The 17887-nt window shown below is 72.5% G+C and carries 14 protein-coding genes; 4 read left to right on the top strand and 10 right to left on the bottom strand.

All coding sequences use genetic code 11. The features are described 5' to 3' along the window. The first annotated feature begins 4 nt into the window (after positions 1-4). Positions 5-715, top strand: a complete 711-nt coding sequence (locus UQW22_RS08255) for a MerR family transcriptional regulator (protein WP_407320427.1) — start codon at positions 5-7, stop codon at positions 713-715. A 192-nt stretch (positions 716-907) separates the two neighbouring features. Here the strand turns inward: UQW22_RS08255 and UQW22_RS08250 are convergent, their stop codons facing one another. From UQW22_RS08250 to UQW22_RS08235, 4 genes are all read right to left on the bottom strand, one after another. Further along, positions 908-2020 (bottom strand): aspartate-semialdehyde dehydrogenase, encoded by a 1113-nt coding sequence (locus UQW22_RS08250; RefSeq protein WP_407320426.1) that lies wholly within the window; start codon positions 2018-2020, stop codon positions 908-910. A 4-nt stretch (positions 2021-2024) separates the two neighbouring features. Then, positions 2025-3326 carry an aspartate kinase gene (locus tag UQW22_RS08245; RefSeq protein ID WP_407320425.1) on the bottom strand — a complete coding sequence of 434 codons (1302 nt, stop codon included), beginning with the start codon at positions 3324-3326 and terminating at the stop codon, positions 2025-2027. Between the two features lie 135 nt (positions 3327-3461). Then, positions 3462-4241: a TSUP family transporter gene (locus UQW22_RS08240; RefSeq protein ID WP_407320424.1), complete on the bottom strand. Its 780-nt coding sequence runs from the start codon at positions 4239-4241 to the stop codon at positions 3462-3464. A gap of 46 nt (positions 4242-4287) precedes the next feature. Continuing rightward, positions 4288-6597: a choice-of-anchor I family protein gene (locus UQW22_RS08235; protein WP_407320423.1), complete on the bottom strand. Its 2310-nt coding sequence runs from the start codon at positions 6595-6597 to the stop codon at positions 4288-4290. Positions 6598-6776: 179 nt separating this feature from the next. Between UQW22_RS08235 and UQW22_RS08230 the strand changes: the two genes are divergently transcribed. After that, positions 6777-7700: an ABC transporter ATP-binding protein gene (locus UQW22_RS08230; RefSeq protein WP_407320422.1), complete on the top strand. Its 924-nt coding sequence runs from the start codon at positions 6777-6779 to the stop codon at positions 7698-7700. After that, complete coding sequence (locus UQW22_RS08225; protein WP_407320421.1) at positions 7697-8848, top strand: ABC transporter permease; 1152 nt, start codon at positions 7697-7699, stop codon at positions 8846-8848. The genes UQW22_RS08230 and UQW22_RS08225 overlap by 4 nt, the downstream gene beginning before the upstream one ends. A gap of 7 nt (positions 8849-8855) precedes the next feature. Here UQW22_RS08225 and UQW22_RS08220 read toward each other — a convergent pair whose 3' ends face one another. Continuing rightward, positions 8856-9425 carry a DUF5063 domain-containing protein gene (locus UQW22_RS08220; RefSeq protein ID WP_407320752.1) on the bottom strand — a complete coding sequence of 190 codons (570 nt, stop codon included), beginning with the start codon at positions 9423-9425 and terminating at the stop codon, positions 8856-8858. Between the two features lie 218 nt (positions 9426-9643). On the opposite strand from UQW22_RS08220, the gene UQW22_RS08215 reads away from it, so the two are divergent. Further along, positions 9644-13300, top strand: coding sequence for a family 16 glycoside hydrolase (locus tag UQW22_RS08215; protein ID WP_407320419.1), 3657 nt, complete (start codon positions 9644-9646; stop codon positions 13298-13300). Between the two features lie 96 nt (positions 13301-13396). On the opposite strand, the gene recR is transcribed toward UQW22_RS08215, so the two are convergent. The 5 genes from recR to UQW22_RS08190 all read right to left on the bottom strand — a co-directional run bounded on the left by recR (position 13397) and on the right by UQW22_RS08190 (position 17813). Continuing rightward, complete coding sequence (gene recR / locus UQW22_RS08210) at positions 13397-13996, bottom strand: recombination mediator RecR (RefSeq protein WP_407320418.1); 600 nt, start codon at positions 13994-13996, stop codon at positions 13397-13399. 124 nt (positions 13997-14120) lie between these two features. Then, positions 14121-14726, bottom strand: coding sequence for a DNA-binding response regulator (locus UQW22_RS08205; protein WP_407320417.1), 606 nt, complete (start codon positions 14724-14726; stop codon positions 14121-14123). After that, a complete protein-coding gene (locus tag UQW22_RS08200; RefSeq protein WP_407320415.1) occupies positions 14723-16009 on the bottom strand; it encodes a sensor histidine kinase in 1287 nt (428 codons plus the stop codon). Before UQW22_RS08200 ends, UQW22_RS08205 begins: the two co-directional genes overlap by 4 nt. Before the next feature lie 35 nt (positions 16010-16044). After that, positions 16045-16869, bottom strand: coding sequence for an ABC transporter permease (locus tag UQW22_RS08195; RefSeq protein ID WP_407320413.1), 825 nt, complete (start codon positions 16867-16869; stop codon positions 16045-16047). After that, a complete protein-coding gene (locus tag UQW22_RS08190) occupies positions 16866-17813 on the bottom strand; it encodes an ABC transporter ATP-binding protein (protein ID WP_407320412.1) in 948 nt (315 codons plus the stop codon). Before UQW22_RS08190 ends, UQW22_RS08195 begins: the two co-directional genes overlap by 4 nt. Between the last annotated feature and the right edge of the window lie 74 nt (positions 17814-17887).

Here is a 17887-nt window from a genome sequence, read left to right as displayed (position 1 = left end):
ACCGATGCGGACCGTCGAGGTCGCCCGCGCGACGGGGTACTCCGTGCAGCAGGTGCGGGACCTCGAACGGCTCGGCGTCCTCCCGTCGGCCGCACGGTCCGCCACCGGCTACCGGCTGTACCGGCCGGTCCATGTCCGGGCGGTCCGTGCCTACCGGGGGCTCGCCACCGCCGTCGGCCCCGTCCTCGCGCGCCGCACGATGGCCGGACTGTGGGGATCGGCGCCCGATGTCGCCGTCGCGGCCCTGACCGATCTGCACGTCGGCCTCGCCGAGGACCGCCGGCAGACCCTCCTGGCGCTCGACGCGCTCGACGAGATCGGTGCCGAGCCGGCGGCGACCCGTCCCGGGGACGTCCTGACCATCACCGAGCTCGCCGACGCCCTGGGTGTCCGGACCTCGACGCTGCGCCACTGGGAGGCCGAAGGGCTGGTCACCGCACGACGATTCGGGTCCCTACGCGTCCGCACCTACGACGTCGAGCAGGTCGGTGCCGCGCGGATCGTCGCGGCGCTGCGCGCGGCAGGCTACGGCGTCCCGGCGGTGGCGACCGCCATGGCGGCGCTGCGGGGAACCGGCGCCACGTCCCCGGCCGGGACCGTGCTGCGCGCACGGCTGGACACGATCGCGGCGCGGTCGCGGGCGCTGCTGCGCGCCGGTACCGACCTGGCCGACCTGCTCGACACCGTCCAGCACGGGCGGGCCGAGGTCAGGTGAACACTCCCCCCCCCCCCCCGCCGCTGTGGGTGTACGACACGCCGCCGAACACTCGGCGACGACCGCGTGTCGTACACCCACAGCGGAAGAGGGGACGACGAAGGGCCGCGGCGGGACGAGTCCCACCGCGGCCCTTCCTGCGCTACCTCGCGCGAACGAGCGCTACCTCGCGCAGAGTTGCGCTACCTCGCGTCAGGCGTCGACGGCGGCAGCGTCGACCTCGTCGTACGTCGAGAGCTCGGCGAGGTCACCGGCGACGATCTCCGCGATCTGCACGGCGTTCAGCGCCGCACCCTTGCGCAGGTTGTCGTTGGAGACGAAGAGGACGAGCCCTCGACCGTCCGGCACCGACTGGTCGGTGCGGATGCGGCCCACGAACGACGGGTCAGCACCCGCTGCGCCCAGCGGCGTCGGGACGTCCGCCAGCTCGACACCCGGAGCGGCGGCGAGCAGCTCGCGCGCCCGCTCGGGCGACAGGGCCGCACCGAACTCGGCGTGGATCGCGAGCGAGTGACCCGAGAACACCGGCACCCGGACGCAGGTCCCGGCCACCGCCAGGGAAGGCAGCCCCAGGATCTTGCGCGACTCGTTGCGGAGCTTCTGCTCCTCGTCGGTCTCGCCCGACCCGTCGTCGACGATCGACCCGGCGAGCGCGATGACGTCGAACGCGATCGGCGCGACGTACTTCTCCGGCTCGGGGAACTGCACGGCCGAACCGTCGTGGGTGAGCCCCTCGAGGTCACCGGCGACGGCGGCACGCGCCTGGTCGGCGAGCTCCTTGACCCCACCGAGCCCGGACCCCGAGACCGCCTGGTACGTCGCGACCCGCAGCCGCTCCAGCCCGGCTTCCTTCGCCAACGGCGACAGCACCGGCATGGCGGCCATCGTGGTGCAGTTCGGGTTGGCGATGATGCCCTTGGCCGCGTCGCTGATCGCCTCCGGGTTCACCTCGGAGACCACCAGCGGGACCTCGGGGTCGAGACGCCAGGCGGACGAGTTGTCGATGACGACGGCGCCCGCCTCCGCGAAGCGGGGCGCGTGCTCGCGCGACGTGCCCCCGCCCGCCGAGAAGAGGGCGACGTCGATGTCGGCGAGCTCCGCCGTCGGCGTCGCCGCGACGTCCTCGACCGTGACGTCGACACCCTCGTAGGCGAGGGTCGACCCCGCCGACCGCGCCGAGGCGAAGAGCCGCAGCTCCTTGACCGGGAACCCGCGCTCCGTGAGGAGACGGCGGAGGACGGCGCCGACCTGGCCGGTCGCGCCGACCACGGCGACGTTGACTCCCTGAGCGTTGATGACAGTCATCAGATCACCGCCCCGTCCCGGCGTAGACCACGGCCTCGCCCTCGGAGGAGTCCAGACCGAACGCCGTGTGGATGGCCCGGACCGCGTCGTCGAGGTTGTCGGCGCGGGTGACCACCGAGATGCGGATCTCCGAGGTGGAGATCATCTCGATGTTGATCCCGGCGTCCCGCAGCGCGCCGAAGAGGCGCGCCGAGATGCCGGGGTGCGACTTCATGCCGGCACCGACGAGCGACACCTTGCCGATCTCGTCGTCGATCTGCAGCTCGTCGAACTTCAGCTCCGACTTCACGGCGTTGAGCGCGGCCACCGTGGACCGGACGTCGCCGTGCGGCAGCGTGAACGAGATGTCCGTGCGCCCGGTCGCGGCGACCGAGACGTTCTGGACGATCATGTCGATGTTCGCGCCGGCGCCGGCCACCACCTCGAAGATGCGGGCGGCCTGGCCGAGCGTGTCGGGGACACCCACGACGGTGATCTTGGCCTCGCTGCTGTCGTGCGCGACGCCGGAGATGATCGGGTCTTCCATGGCTTCCTCCTGCTCACCAGTGCTGGCGTTCGGGTCGATGAGATCTCCGTGGGTGCCGGCCACGAGCGTGCCGGTCTTGCCCGAGAACGAGCTGCGCACGTGCACGGGCACGCCGTACCGGCGTGCGTACTCGACGGCACGCAGCGCGAGGACCTTGGCGCCGGACGCCGCCAGCTCGAGCATCTCTTCGTAGGTGACCCGGTCGATCTTGCGGGCGCCCGGCACGATGCGCGGGTCGGCGCTGAAGATGCCGTCGACGTCGGTGTAGATCTCGCAGACGTCCGCGTCGAGCCCGGCGGCCAGGGCGACCGCCGTCGTGTCGGATCCACCACGACCCAGCGTGGTGACGTCGTTGGAGGTGCTGACGCCCTGGAACCCCGCGACGATCGCGACCTGCCCCTTGGAGAGGGTCTGCCGGATCCGGTGCGGGACGACGTCGACGATGCGCGCCTTGCCGTGGACGGCATCGGTGAGAAGACCGGCTTGCTGGCCGGTGAAGGACTTCGCCTTGACCCCGAGCTTGTCGATCGCCATCGCGAGGAGGGACATCGAGATCCGCTCACCGGCGGTGAGCAGGATGTCCATCTCGCGCTGAGGGGGCTTCGGGCTGATCTCTCCGGCAAGATCGAGGAGCTCGTCCGTGGTGTCGCCCATGGCGCTCACCACGACGACCACGTCGTTGCCGGCGCGCCTGGCCTCGGCGATGCGCTTGGCCACGCGCTTGATGGAGCGGGCGTCCGAGACGGACGACCCGCCGTACTTCTGCACGACCAGTGCCATGCATGCAACCTTTCTGTTGCCGGCCACCGTCTCTCTCAACGGCCCGCCGGTGTCTTGTGTGTGCGCGAACCATCGTAGCGACCGGCTCCCGGGACCGGTGTGTCGACGGTCACAAGGAGAGCCTGGACACCCGCGCTACGCCGCGCCGGTGAGGACGTCGTAGCCGAGCTTGCAGATGAGCGCACCGACCACCACGACGAAGACGACGCGCACGAACCCGGAGCCCTTCGCCACCGCCATGCGCGCCCCGACGTACCCGCCCACCAGGTTCGCTGCGCCCATCGCGAGCCCGAGCCCCCAGATCACGGCGCCGGCCGGCACGAAGTACAGCAGCGCTCCCAGGTTGGTGGCGAAGTTGACGATCTTCGCGAGCGCCGACGCCGGGAGGAAGGCGTAGCCGAGCACGCTCACGAGCGAGATCACCAGGAACGTCCCGGTCCCGGGACCGAGGAGGCCGTCGTAGGCACCGATGACCAGCCCGATCCCCGCGGCCGTCCCCCGGTGCCGGTTGCCCTCCCAGCGCAGGTTGTCCTGCTGGCCGAGCTGGGGCTTGAGAAGGGTGAACGTCGCGACGCCGATGAGCACCACGAGGATGATCGGCGTGAACAGCTCGGCGGGGATCTGGGTGGCGAGCGCGGCACCACCCACCGCGCCGGCCAGGGCGGCGACGGCCATCGGTCCCGCCGTCGTCAGGTCCGGCCCCACCCGGCGGTAGTACGTGATCGAGCTGACCGACGTGCCCATGATCGAGCCGAGCTTGTTCGTGGCCAGCGCCTGCACCGGCGAGATGCCCGGCACGAGCAGCAGCGCCGGCAGCTGGATCAGCCCGCCCCCGCCGACGACGGCGTCGACCCAGCCGGCCGCGAGGCCGGCCAGGACGAGCAGCAGGACGGTGGTGACGTCGAGATCGAGCACGCGTCGAATCCTCGCACGCGGTCACGACCGGTCGCCGGTGTCGCGCCTACTTCACGCGGACGGCGAGCTTCTTGCTGGTGGTCTCGCCGAGGTCGTTGGCGAACATGATGCGGTAGGTGTAGCGGCCCGGCTCACGGCCCGCGACCGGCACCTCGACGTGCTGGGCCGACGGCGTCGCGTCGGTCAGCTCGCCGGTCGCGACCTGCTCACCGTCCTCGAGCAGCGTCCAGGAGGTGGCGTTGGTGCCCCACCACAGGTCCGCGGAGACCGTGTACGTGCCGTCCTTGTCGTGGTTGTCGTGGCTGAGCTTCGGCGCCGCCGGGGCGGCGTCGGTCACCTTCACCCGGTGGTCGCGGCACTCGGTGGTGCCCGCGGCGTTCACCAGCTCGCAGGTGTAGGTGTACGTGCCGTCGGTGCGCCCGGTGAGGTCGAAGTCGACGTGCTGTGCCGACGGCGAGGCGTCCACCAGGTGGCGCGTGGCGACCACCTCGCCGTTCTCGAGCAGTCGCACCTGGGTGGCGTTCTGGCCCCACCACAGGTCGACGGACACGGTGTAGTCGCCGCCCCGGACGCCGTCGTGCGCGTTGTCGTCGCTGAGCACGCCGCGCGCCGGGACCTCGGTGGCGGGCGGGCCGTCGATCGCGTACAGCGTCGTCGATCCGGAGACCTCGTTGCCGACGGCGAGCGCCGGCTCTCCGGTCGGCGAGTCCTCGGCGGCGATGAACGCCAGGCCCTCGGGGCCGAGGTCGCCGGCCGCGGCGACGGTCACGGCCGCATCGGCGCCGTCGTCGATCGCGTCCTCGGCGGAGACGGAGAAGTCTCGGTTGTTGACGTACTGCACGAGCTCGGCCCGGGCCGGGTCGGTGACGTCGTAGACCATGATGCCGCCCACCCGTTCGAGCCCGACGAACGCATAGGTGCGGCCGTCGACCTCGCCGATCGCCATGTTCTCAGGCTCCGGGCCCTTGGCGTCCGAGCGGGACTCGAAGGACGACTCGCCGTGGTCGGAGTTGAAGTTCTCGGGCGCGACCTCCGCGGTGATCCGCTCGAAGTCGTCGCCGGAGTCGAAGACCTGCTCGCCGTCGGTGGTCCAGATCGAGAAGGAACGGCCGCCGAACGCGAACACCTCCTCGTAGCACGTGCCGTCGGCCCGCAGCCCGGAGGCCCGCGACACGTCCAGCCGGCCCAGGTCCTCGTCAGCCGTGAGCCCCGCGACGGGGCTGCCCTCGCACAGCGGCGCGACGCCGTCCTCCCCCAGGTCCTCGACCCGCACCGGCTCCTCGTAGTCGCCCCACTCGCGGGCGTCGCCCTCGTTGGCGGTGACCAGGTAGGTCTCGCCGCCGGCGGTGTAGGCGTTGATCCCGTCCGGCATGTACAGGCCCTGGACGGGGATCGTCCGGATGTCGATCCCGCCGTCCTTGTCGGACGGGTCGATGCCCTGCCCCTCGACCGAGAAGTCCTTGGCGCCCAGCGGCCAGATCTCGGTGACCTCGGCGGCGGCCAGGTCGACGACCGCCACGGCGTTCGCCTCCTGCAGCACCGCGTAGGCGGTGGCCGAGTCGGCCGAGACGGCCACGTACTCGGGCTCGAGGTTGCGCGAGACGGGGTGGTCGACGCCCGCGATGCCGGCGAAGACGCGCACGCCGTCGGGCAGCGCCCCATCCGCCTCGTACGCGTGGAAGTCTGCGATCCGCACGGCGTCCTGCGACGGCGCGGCCACGCCGTCGGGCAGCTCCACGACGGCGACGTCACCCTCGGGGTCGACGGTGTAGTCGTCGTCCGGCTCCCCCTCGTCGGCGACGACGGCGCGGGCACCGTCCGGCGTGATCGTCACCATGTCCGGCAGCGCACCGACGCGGACCGCACCGAGCGCGGCGCCGTCGGCGGCCGCGTCGAAGAAGACCAGCCAGCCCGCGTCGGTCTTGGGGTCGGACTCGACCGCGACGGCGACCAGACCGTCCGCGCGCACGGTCACGGAATTGGCCACGGCGCCGGCCGGGACCGTGGAGCCGTCGTCGGCCGCCACGCCCGCGGTCCGCAGGGCGAAGAGCTTCGTGGGCGAGGCCGGGGCCGCGACGTCGAGCACGGTGACCTCGCCGGCGTAAGCGTTGACCGAGAACAGCCGCTGCGAGCCGCCGTGGTGGGCGACGACCTCGGCCGCGGACTCGTCGAACAGCCCCGTCTCGTAGCTGCCGAGCGCCCGCAGGTCGATCGCGGCGTCGTCGGCGCTCGTGCCGACCGGGTCGTCGATCACGGACGCCCGGGCGGGCAGCGCCAGCACGGCCCCGCAGAGCGCGAGCCCGGCCGCGGCGGCGACGGCGCGGGCGACAGGTGGGTGGATGCCTCGGACGGGCACGGGTGCCTCCGGTATGAGGGGACGGGTCCTGCCGCACGCTAGGAGGCCCCGGTAGCGCGCCCACGCCACGGCGGTGAACGCCGGATGACGTGGAGGTGGCGGGGCGTCGCCGCTGGTGGGACGCAACGTCACCCCACGGGATGATGTCCTCCGGGTCACGGCGGGCGTAGGTTCACGCCATGACCGACGACGGTGGCGGGATCAGGACACGTGACGTGCGGCGCGCGTTCGGGGCGGTGCACGCGGTGGTGAGCGTCGACCTCGACGCGCGGCCCGGGCGGGTGACGGCGCTCGTCGGTCCCAACGGGTCCGGCAAGACGACGCTGCTGCTGATGCTGGCGGGCCTGCTGGCCCCGGACGGGGGCGAGATCCGCGTCGCCGGCCTCGACCCCGCCACCCACGGACGCGCCGCTCGTGCCCGGATCGGCTGGATGCCCGACGTGTTCGGGACGTGGGAGTCGCTCACCGCGCGCGAGGTCCTGGTCACCGTCGCGGCGGCCTACCGGATGCCGCCCGACGCCGGGGCCCGACGCGCGGTCGAGCTGCTCGACCTGGTCCACCTCACCGAGCTGGCCGACGCCCCCGCGCACGTGCTCTCGCGCGGCCAGAAGCAGCGTCTCGGCCTGGCACGCGCGCTCGTGCACGACCCGGACGTGCTCCTGCTCGACGAGCCGGCCTCCGGCCTGGACCCGCGCTCGCGCGTCGACCTGCGGGTGCTCGTGCGCCGGCTCGCCGCCGCCGGCAAGACGGTCCTCATCAGCTCGCACGTGCTCACCGAGCTCGACGAGATGGCCGACGACGCCGTCTTCCTCTCCCAGGGGCGGACCGTGCGGTCCCGGTCGGTCGACGACGCCGCGGCCGAGCGCCGGGCGTGGCGGATCGCCGCGCTCTCGCCGGTGGCGCTCACGGACTGGCTCACCACGGCGGGGATCCCTGCCCGGGCCGAGGAGGACGGGTCCGCGCTGGTCGAGCTGGACGGCGACGAGGCCGCGGCGGCCCTGCTGCGGGACGCGATCGCGGCCGACGTGCCGGTGGTCAGCCTGGCGCCTGCTGGCGGCGCCCTGGAACAGGCATACCTGCGACTCGAGGAGGAACGGCGATGAGCGTCGACACGCAGGAGGCACGGGCGTCGGGCGACCGGCCGTCGAAGGTGCCGACGAGCGACTGGTCGCTCTCGTGGCAGGGCGTGCGGACGGTGACGCAGCTCGAGCTGCGTCAACGGATCCGTTCGACCCGGTGGAAGATCGCGCTGGTCGTGTGGTTCGTGGTCGTGGGGGTGATCACGCTGCTCACCTCCGGCGCGATCGCCATGCTCTTCGACGACCCCTCGATGGGCGCGGGCGCGGGTCGGACGATGTTCGGCGTCGTGGTGTTCTTCGTGCTGTTCCTCGGGCTGCTCGTCGCACCGGCGCTCACCGCCTCCGCGATCAACGGCGACCGGACCGCCGGCACCTTGGCGACCCTCCAGGCGACCCTCCTGACGCCGGCCGAGATCGTGGTCGGCAAGCTGCTCGCCGCCTGGCTGGCAGCGCTGGCGTTCCTCGCGACGAGCGTGCCGTTCCTCGCGTGGGCGTTCGTCGTGGGCGGGCTGCCGTTCTGGTCGCTCGTGTCGGTGCTGCTGGTGCTGGCGATCGTGCTCGGCGTGGTGTGCGCCGTCGGGCTCTGCTTCTCCGCCCTGACGGCGAAGACCTCCGGCTCGGCCGTGCTCACCTACCTCACGGTGGGCGGGCTGTCGGTGATCACCGTGGCGCTGTTCGGGCTCAGCGTCCCGCTGGTGACCACCACCGAGGAGGTGCGGACCTGGGACGTGCCGGTCGGCTACGACTGGGAGGACACGGAGCCTCCCGAGTGCGAGTGGACCACCCAGAGGCAGGAGGTCTGGCACTCGGAACGCACCTGGTGGCTGCTGGCGGCCAACCCGTTCGTCGTCGTCGCCGACGCCCAGCCGCTCGCGGACCCGGAGACGTACGACGACGCCGCGGACCCGTTGACCCTGATCCAGTACGGGGTCCGGTACGCGCGCACCGGCCCTGCCCCGGAGCAGGACTGGTGCGGCGACATGTGGTACTCGGAGAGCCGGAGCGGGGTGCCGATGGCCTCGCCGGTCGAGGAGCCGGAGCCGAGCGAGTCGCCCGTGTGGCCGTGGGGCCTCGGGATCTACGTGCTGCTGGGCGCGGGCGGCATCGTCACCGCCGTCCGCCGCCTGCAGATCCCGGCGCAGCGCCTCCCGAAGGGCACGCGCGTCGCCTGACCCGGCGTCAGGCGTGGAGGGCGTCGTACTCCGCCTCGGCGGCGACGTCGTCCGCGACGTCGAGGCGCAGGTGCGCCAGCACACCCTGGAGCACCCGGAGCGCCGAGGAGGCGCGTTCTCCCCAGCTCGACAGGTAGCTGAACTGCCACCACCACAGGCCCTCGAGCTCGTGGCCGTCGTCGAAGTGCTGGAGCCCCTTGGCGATCTCGTCGGCGACGCAGGCCAGGTCGCCGGAGAGCGCGGCGGGCGCGACGTCGGTGCTCAGCACCGGGTCGGACACCTCGACGTAGTCGTCGAACCCGTCGAACATCTGGGCCAGGGCGATCCGCAGCGGGTCCATGTCGGTCTCGCGACCGGCGTCGGGCTCGAAGCGCTCGACGGGGACGACGTCGGTGATCGCGGCGAGGCGCGCCCCGGCGGCGAGCAGGTCCGACGTCGCGAGGATGAGCAGCGACAACTCGGCACCGGGGAACCCGCCCGAGGCGACCTGCGACGTCGTCGACAGGAAGGTCCGCGCCTGGGCGGACATCTGCTCGGCGACGTCCCGCAGCTCGGAGTCGGGGGAGATCTCTGGCACGTTCCTCACCTGTCCCTGCGTTCGGTGCCTGGCCGAGCATGTCCTCGGCCGCGTGCTGCCAGTGTCCCCCGAGCGGCCGTCGAGGCGCCAGGCGGGTCACGGATCGGCCAAGGACCGAGCATGATCCGGAGATGAACTTTCAACTTTTGCTTGATCGCTAGCATAAGTGGGGCTACGGTCGAGGACGGTCGATCGCACCGTCTTCGAGGAGGAAGAACATGCCAGCACGGCCGTCAGGCCCCGCCAGGAGATCTCTCGCGGGACTCGTCACCCTGACCTTGGCGGGCGGCACCGTAGCCCTCGCCACCGCACCCGCCGGGGCCGTCGAGCCCGCCTCCCCGGCCGCCACCCAGCTCCGGACCGCCGACCTGCCGCCGCAGGAGCCGGGCGTCACCCTGCGCACGTACGACCTGCGCCAGGGCATCGACCAGCTCTGCCGCCTCAAGGACGGACAGACCCCCAACATCGACAAGCTCATGCCGACGGTCGACTGGACCGAGGCGAGCCAGTTCGGGCTCGAGGACCACTTCCTCACCCACGTGGTCGGCAACGTGCACGCCCCCGAGGACGGCGAGTACACGTTCCGCCTCACCAGCGACGACGGCTCCCGGCTGTCGATCGGCGGGGATGTCGTCGTGGACAACGACGGCCTGCACGGCGAGGAGTCCGTGGACGGCACCGTCACGCTGACCGCCGGCGCCCACCCGCTGTTCGTCGAGTTCTTCGAGGACGCCTACGGCCAGGTCCTGCGGCTCGAGTGGATGCCGCCGGGCGCCACCGAGTTCACCGTGGTTCCGCAGGAGGCGCTGAGCACCGAGGCCGACGTCGTCCGCGTCACGGCACCCGGCACCAAGTACTGCGAGGGCGCCGAGGACACCGCCGGTGACGGCCTGCCCCTGGACGCCGTCCACCCCGGCTACGACCTCACCGACCTGCGACCCGAGGGCTTCGAGCCGATGGTCTCCGGCATGGACTGGACCGCCGACGGCGACCTCGTCGTCGCGACGTCCGGCTCCGTGAGCCCCGGCGGCTGGGTCGAGGACCCGGAGCCCGGCGAGCTCTTCGTGCTCGACCAGGTGACCGGCGAGACGAGCGCCGAGGAGGTGACGGCGACGAAGATCGCCACCGACCTGTTCAACCCGATGGGCGTGGCCGTCATCGACGACTCGATCTTCGTCACCGAGCGCGACGCGCTCACCGAGCTCACCGACCCGGACGGCGACGGCTTCTACGACCAGCGCTCCACCGTCGCGGAGTGGCCGTTCGGCGGCAACTTCCACGAGTTCGCGTTCGGGCTGCTGCACGACGAGGACCACTTCTACGTCAACCTCTCCGTGGCCATCAACAACGGTGGAGCGACGACCGACCCGCAGCCGGCCGAGAACCGCGGCACGAGCATCACGGTCGACCGCGAGACGGGCGAGATCGACTACGTGGCCGGCGGCCTGCGGACCCCGAACGGCATGACGTTCGGGCCGGAGGACGAGCTGTTCGTCATGGACAACCAGGGCGCCTGGCTGCCCAGCTCCAAGCTGGTGCACGTCGAGCAGGACCGGTTCTTCAACCACTACACGAACCCGGACGGCCCGTTCGACGACCAGCCCGTCACCCAGCCGGCCCTGTGGATCCCCCAGAACGAGATCGGCAACTCGCCCAGCGAGCCCGTGCAGCTCTCCGAGGGCCGGTTCGCCGGTCAGCTCCTGTTCGGCGACGTCACCTACGGCGGTCTGCAGCGCGGGTTCCTCGAGAAGGTCGACGGTGACTTCCAGGGCGCCGTCTTCCGGCACACCGCGGGCCTCGAGGCGGGCGTCAACCGCACCGTGATCGGGCCCGACGGCGCCGTCTACGTGGGCGGCATCGGCGAGGCCGGCAACTGGAGCGAGCCCAACAAGCTCCGGTACGGCCTGCAGAAGCTGACGCCGAACGGCCAGGAGTCGTTCGACATGCTGGAGATGCGCGTGCAGGAGGGCGGCTTCGAGGTCGAGTACAGCCAGCCGCTGTCCGACGAGACGGTCGCGAAGATCGCCGACGACGCCGCGCAGGCGTACCGCGTGGACCAGTGGCGCTACGTGCCCACCCAGCAGTACGGCGGACCGAAGATCGACGAGGAGGTGCTGCACGTCAGCGACGCCACCGTCTCGGAGGACGGCACCACCGTCAGCCTCTCCGTCGACGGGCTCAAGCCGGGCCGGGTCGTGCACCTGCGCTCGCCGCGTCCGTTCAGCGACGCCGAGGGCCGCGAGCTGTGGAACACCGAGGCCTGGTACACGCTCAACAGCCTGCCCGGCTACGTGGCGCCCGCCGACCGCGGGTACTACGAGGCCGAGGAGTCGGTGCTGCTCGGGTCCGCCGGGCTCAACAGCGAGCACAGCGGCTACTCGGGCTCCGGGTTCGTCGACGGCATCCAGTCGCCCGGCGCCGGCGTGACGTTCACGGTGGACGCCGACGCGGCCGGCACGCAGCCGGTCAACCTGCGGTACGCCAACGGACCCAACCCGTTCGAGGGCGACAAGTCGATCTCGGTGCTCGTCAACGGCACCGAGGTGGACCCGTGGGTGCTGCCGAGCACGGGTGATTGGAAGACGTGGGACTTCGCCACGCGCGACCTCGACCTGCGCGAGGGCGGCAACACGATCACGCTCCGGTTCGACGAGGGGGACGACGGCAACGTCAACCTCGACGTCCTGTCGATCGGCGAGAACCCGGACCTGTGCGCACCGAGCGAGCCCGACGAGGGGTACACCGCCCTGTTCGACGGCACGCTCGCCTCCTTCGACGACTGGCGTCTCGCCGGTGCCGGGTCGTTCGGGCGGCAGGACGACTGCACGCTCGAGGGCGCCGGGGGGATGGGCCTGCTCTGGCACACCGAGGAACTGCAGGGCTCCTACAGCCTCCAGCTCGACTGGAAGCTGGTCAAGGACGACAACGGCGGCGTGTTCGTCGGGTTCCCCGACCCGGGCGACGACCCGTGGGTCGCCGTCGACCAGGGCTACGAGATCCAGATCGATGCCTCCGACGAGCCGGACCGCACCACCGGTGCGGTCTACACCTTCCAGGGTGCCGACCCGGAGGCCGTCGAGGAGGCGCTGAACCCGGTCCCCGAGTGGAACTCGTACGACATCCGCGTCCAGGGCGACACGATCCAGATCTACCTCAACGACGTGCTGGTGAACGACTTCACGAGCACGGACCCGGCGCGAGACCTCTCCCACGGCTTCCTCGGGGTCCAGAACCACGGCGCCGGCGAGACGGTCTTCTACCGGGACATCCAGGTCAAGCCGCTCAGCGACGTGCCGGCCACCGCGACGCCCGAGGTGTCGGTCACGCAGCCGGACTGCGAGGCGGGGACGTCGGGGTCGATCGCGGGAGTGCCCGTCGAGGGTGTCGAGCGGTACGTCCTCAAGGAGTGGGTCGACGGTGCGGCGGGCGGCTACGTGCCCGCCGGCGAGGTCGAGGCGGGCACCTACGTGGTGCGAGCCTGGCCGGCCGAGGGCACGGAGCTCGAGCTCAGCGGCGACTGGGAGGCGATCTTCAAGGGACGCGCCCAGCTGGTCGTCGAGATCGAGGACTGCGCACCCGAGCACCCGGTGTGGGACGCCTCGACGGTGTACACCGCGGGTGACCGGGTGACGCACGAGGGTGCCGTGTTCGAGGCCACCTGGTGGACGCGGGACGCCGAGCCGGGGTCGTCGCCGTGGGGGTCGTGGCAGGAGATCGCCTCGACGGACGACGGCACCGCGGTGTGGACCGAGTCGCGGATCTTCGTCGCGGGTGACGTCGTGGAGCACGACGGCGCGACGTACACCGCGCGGTGGTGGACGCGGAACCAGCAGCCCGGCGGTTCGCCGTGGGGCCCGTGGGAGCTGACCGCCTGATCGGCTGACCCGAACGCGAGACCGCGAGCGTCTCTGTTCGTCCGGATTCGAGAGCTGATCCTGGACGAACAGAGACGCTCGTGCGTTCGGGGCGGCTCAGCTGCCGACGACCCGGCGCCCCTCGAACGCCCGGCCGAGCGTGACCTCGTCGGCGTACTCGAGGTCGCCGCCGACGGGCAGGCCGGACGCCAGCCGCGAGACGGTCAGCCCCATGGGGCCGATGAGGCGCGAGAGGTAGGTGGCCGTCGCCTCCCCCTCGACGTTCGGGTCCGTGGCGATGATGACCTCGCTGACGGCACCGTCGGCCAGCCGCGACATCAGCTCGGAGATGCGCAGGTCGTCCGGTCCGACGTTGTCCAGCGGGTTGATGGCCCCGCCGAGCACGTGGTACCTGCCGCGGAACTCCCGCGTGCGTTCGATCGCGACGACGTCCTTCGGCTCCTCGACCACGCAGATCACGTCGTCACCGCGCCGGGGGTCGGCGCACACGCGGCAGCGCTCGGACTCCGCGACGTTGCCGCACACCTCGCAGAACCGCACCCGCAGCTTGACCTCGGTGAGCGCGTCGGTGAGCCGCCGCACGTCCGCGGCGTCCGCGGCCAGCAGGTGGAACGCGATCCGCTGCGCGCTCTTGGGCCCGACGCCGGGGAGGCGGCCGAGCTCGTCGATCAGGTCCTGGACCGCTCCTTCGTACACGCGCCCAGCCTACGGGCCCCACCCGACACCCACGCCCCACCCCCGTCGCTGTGGGTGCACGACGCGCCGTCTGGCCTCGTGGCCAGACGGCGCGTCGTGCACCCACAGCGAGAGAGGTGGCGGGTCAGACCCAGCCCTTGGCGCGCGCCACCCGGACCGCCTCGTGCCGGTTGGTCACCCCGAGCTTCGCCACCGCCGAGGACAGGTAGTTGCGCACCGTCCCGGGGGCGAGCGCGGCGCGGTCGGCGATCTCCTCCACCGGCGCGCCGTCGGCGGCGAGCTCGAGCACGTCCGCCTCGCGCGCCGTCAGCGGCGAGTCGCCGGCGGCGATGGCGTCGGCCGCCAGCTCAGGGTCGACGTACCGGCCGCCGGACGCCACCTGCCGGATCGCGGCAGCGAGCACCGTCGCCGACACCGTCTTGGGCAGGAAACCCCGCACCCCGGCCCCGAGCGCCTTCTTCAGGTGCCCGGGCCGCCCGTGCCCGGTGACGATGACGATCCCGCAGCCGGGGACCTCTTCCCGCACGGCCTCGGCCACCTCGATCCCGTCGGCGCCCGGCATCTGCAGGTCCAGCACCGCGACGTCCGGCGCATGGTGCCGCACCACCGCGACGGCCTCCGTCCCGGAGCTCGCCACGGCGATCACGTCGAGGTCGTCCTCCAGGTCCAGGAGCTGCGCGACGGCGTCCCGGATGAGGGTCTCGTCGTCGGCGAGGACGATGCGGATCATGGAGCAGCTCCAGGAGTCGGGACGCGGGCCGTCACGATGAACCGGTCACCGTGCGTCGTCACGTCGAGGGTGCCGCCCACGGCGGCGAGTCGTTCGCGCAGACCGGCCAGCCCGGTCCCGCCCCGGTCGCCAGCACCGCCGGCGCCCGCCCCGGCACCGGCGCCCGCCCCGCCGACGCCGTCGTTCGCGATCCGCAGGACCGTCGCCCCACCGCCGTCGTCGTCGAGCTCGAGCCGGCACTCGGTCGCCCGCGAGTGCCGCACCACGTTCGTCACCGTCTCGCGCACCACCCAGGCGAGCGCCTCCTGCTGGGGCGAGCCCAACGGCGGCACCTCACCGATGACGCGGACCGCGATCCCGGCCGCCCGCAGGACGGACCGCGCCCCGGCCAGCTCGGTCGCGAGGTCGGTCGAGCGGTACCCGGCGACCACGCCGCGCACCTCGCGCAACGACTCCTGCGCCAGCGTGCGCACCTCGTCCATCTCCTCGGCCGCCCGGGGATCGCCGCGCCGGGCCAACGCGGCGGACAGGTCGCTCTTGACGGCGACGGCGGACAGGGCACGGCCGACGACGTCGTGCATGTCACGCGAGATGCGCAGCCGTTCCTCCGCGACGGCGAGCCGGCCGGCCACCTCCCGGGCCACCTCGAGCTCGCGCACCACCTCGACGATCCACATCGAGATGCGCACGGTTCCCGTCCAGAACAGCACCACGGCGTAGAGGAGCACGGCAGCCACGACCGCGCCGCCGCTGAACGACCCGTCGAGGACCCAGGTGAACAGGACGACCACCGGCACCCACAGCGCGACCACGGCCAGCGGCCGGATCGCGAACCCGGTGGCCAGCGCTCCGCAGGTCGCGGCGCCGCAGACCGCGATCGTCATCGCACGAGCATCGAGGCGCACCGCGTCCGACGCCGTCCCGGGCAGCACCACCAGGGCGAGGACGACGACGACGGCGGTCGCGGCGAGCAAGGCGATCACGATCGGGTGCAGCCTGCCGCCGGCGACCAGCGGCCGGTCGAAGCCGACGTGCACCGTCGCGAACGCCGTCCCGATGTGGACCAGGGCGGCGACGGCGAGCGCTCCCAGCCCGACGGCGGACGGCAGCGGGTCGTGCTCCGCCAGCGCGACGACCGCGTACAGGTAGAAGAAACCCTCCAGCGGCACGAACAGGTACAGGCTGATCCGCGTGTAGATCTCCACGCCCCGGGCGCCACCGGCCAGCGAGGCGGCCGGCCGGTGCGACGCCGTGCGAGGTGCGGCGGTGGGCTCGGAGGTCACGTCGTCAGCCTGCCACGTCCGCGCGACGGGCGAGGTCACCGCCGCGGCGCCCAACGCATCCAGCGCCGGGCGGCGAGCACCCCGAGCGCGGTCCAGCCCACGAGTACAGCGACCGGCAGTGCTGCCGCCCCGGACGTCTCGACGAACGACAGCGTCTGCCCGTCGACGTCCGTCCCGGTGAGCCCCAGGGCCATGAGCTCGGACACCGGCCGCAGCGGGGTGAACCGCGCGACCGTGCCGAGCACGCCGGCGTCCGGGGTCGGGAACATCCCCGCGAACGGCAGGACCAGGGCGATCACGGGCAGCGTGGTGAGCTGGACGGACTCCACCGTCCGGGAGAAGCCCGCGGTCGCGGCCGCGAGCGCCCCGAGCACCGCCGCGCCGCCGAGCACGGCGACGAGGAGCAGGACCGGGTTGACCAGGCCCGGCGGCTCGATCACCACGGCCACCGCCAGGTACCCGAGCACGAGCTGGGCGAGGATGACCACGACGGCGGGCAGCGCGGGCGCGAGCAGCGCCTCGACACGGGTCGTGGAACCCGTGAGCAGCCGCTGGAGCACACGGTCCTCACGACGGGCCACGTACGCCGTCGTGAGGTTGTAGTAGACGACGAAGAGCAGGGCGACGAGCAGCAGCATCACCAGGACGCTGGTCGCCACGGCCGCTCCCGGCGCGCCGTCCTCGCCCACGGCGCCCAGGACGGCGAACAGTCCGACGAACCCGATGGGGAGCAGCAGGGCGTTCGCCAGCGCCGTGCGGTTGCGCACCAGGAGCAGCGTCTCGGCGCGGCCCAGCGCGAGCAGCCGCCGGGTGGGCGACGCCGGCCGGGCGGTCGGTGCGGTGACGGTCAGGGCGTTCATGCGGCGACCTCCTCGGCGTCGGACTGTTCGGCGAGCGAGAGGAACGCCTGCTCCAGGGACGCCGACCGGGCGTCCAGCTCCTCCAGCCGCATACCGCGCTGACGCGCCCAGGTCAGGACGGCCTCCAGGTCCTCCTGGAGTGCCGTGGTCCGCAGGTGCACGCGCGCCCGCCGGACCTCGGCGTCCACCAGCCCGGGAAGGGCCGGCAGGTCCGCCGTCGTGAGCGTCAGCGGGGTACCTGCGCCGTCGTGCGGCACGAACTCGATGCGTGCCGGCTCGGCGGCGACCGCCTCGGCGACGGTGCCCTCCCGCACGACCCGCCCGGCCCGCATGATCGCGACCCGGTCGGCGAGCTCCTCCGCCTCCTGGAGGTAGTGGGTGGTCAGCAGGACGGTGACACCGTCCTCCAGCATCCCGCGCACGAGCCGCCACACCGCACGGCGGCTCTCGGGGTCCAGGCCCGTGGTCGGCTCGTCCAGCACCAGCAGCTCCGGGCGACCGAGGATGGCGAGCGCCAGGTCGAGACGACGGCGCTCCCCACCGGAGAGGCTGCCCACCCGCACGTCGGCGCGGGAGGTGAGTGCCACGTCGTCGAGCACCTCCTCGAGCGGGCGGGGCCGGGCGAGGGTCCCCGCCCACAGGCGCATCGTCTCGACGGTGGTCAGGTCGGAGGAGAAGCCGGCCTCCTGGAGCATCACGCCCAGGCCGCCGACGATCCGCGCCCGCTCGCGGTACGGGTCGTGACCCAGCACACGGATCTGGCCGGCGTCGGCCGGTGCGAGGCCCTCGACGAGCTCGACGAGCGAGGTCTTGCCGGCGCCGTTGGTGCCGAGCAGCGCCAGCAGCTCGCCGCGCCGGACGTCGAGGTCGACACCGCGCACGGCCTCGAACTGGCCGTACCGGCGCCGGACCCCGCGGACGGAGACGATCGGTTCGTAGGTCATGTCCCGAGCCTGCCGCCACCGCGTCGCCGCAGGTAGTGCCCGGTCTCACCGGTGGCCGTGAAGTTCCCACCGGC

The sequence above is a fragment of the Isoptericola halotolerans genome (genome assembly GCF_045689585.1).
Taxonomy (GTDB): domain Bacteria; phylum Actinomycetota; class Actinomycetes; order Actinomycetales; family Cellulomonadaceae; genus Isoptericola; species Isoptericola halotolerans_B.
The sequence above is the reverse complement of the archived record's forward strand: the minus strand, read 5'-3'. Positions and strand labels throughout refer to the sequence as shown.